Source organism: Vibrio sp. 1288, assembly GCF_033344475.1.
In genome coordinates this window covers 1-532 of the sequence record NZ_JAWPOX010001054.1, presented here as the reverse complement: position 1 = coordinate 532, position 532 = coordinate 1, and the positions used below count along the sequence as shown (strand labels likewise).

At 44.4% G+C, this 532-nt stretch carries 1 protein-coding gene; it reads left to right on the top strand.

The window, feature by feature from the left end:
* Nucleotides 1–118: 118 nt before the first annotated feature.
* On the top strand, nt 119–532 hold a 414-nt coding region (locus R8O11_RS30865; RefSeq protein WP_318195343.1), incomplete at its 3' end, for a cob(I)yrinic acid a,c-diamide adenosyltransferase.

Genomic DNA, 532 nt, shown 5'->3' with positions numbered 1-532 from the left:
TTTTATTCCCTGAATTATCGATGGTTTTTCTTCACGATATGTTGGTCTATCATAGCGAGATAATTCAATGAACCCAAGCTACCGCGGGCAAAGCACGAAACGGATTTAAGGAAGTATTATGTCTATCGAAGAAAATAAAGAAGCACGCCATAAGGCACGCCAACAAAAAGTAAAAGAACAGGTAGACGCAAAAATTGCGGCCGCTCAAGAAGAGAAAGGTCTACTGCTGATCATTACTGGTAATGGTAAAGGTAAATCGACATCTGGCTTTGGCACGATTGCTCGCGCCGTCGGTCACGGCCTTAAGTGTTCAGTGGCTCAATTTATCAAAGGCACTTGGGACAACGGCGAGCGCAACTTGCTAGAAAAATTGGGAGTAGAATTCCAAGTTATGGCGACTGGTTTTACTTGGGAGACGCAGAACAAAACCGCCGATACCGAAGCAGCGCAACTGGTCTGGAAAGAATGTAAGCGCATGCTGCAAGACGACTCTATTAATGTCATCTTATTCGATGAGCTAACTTACATGGTG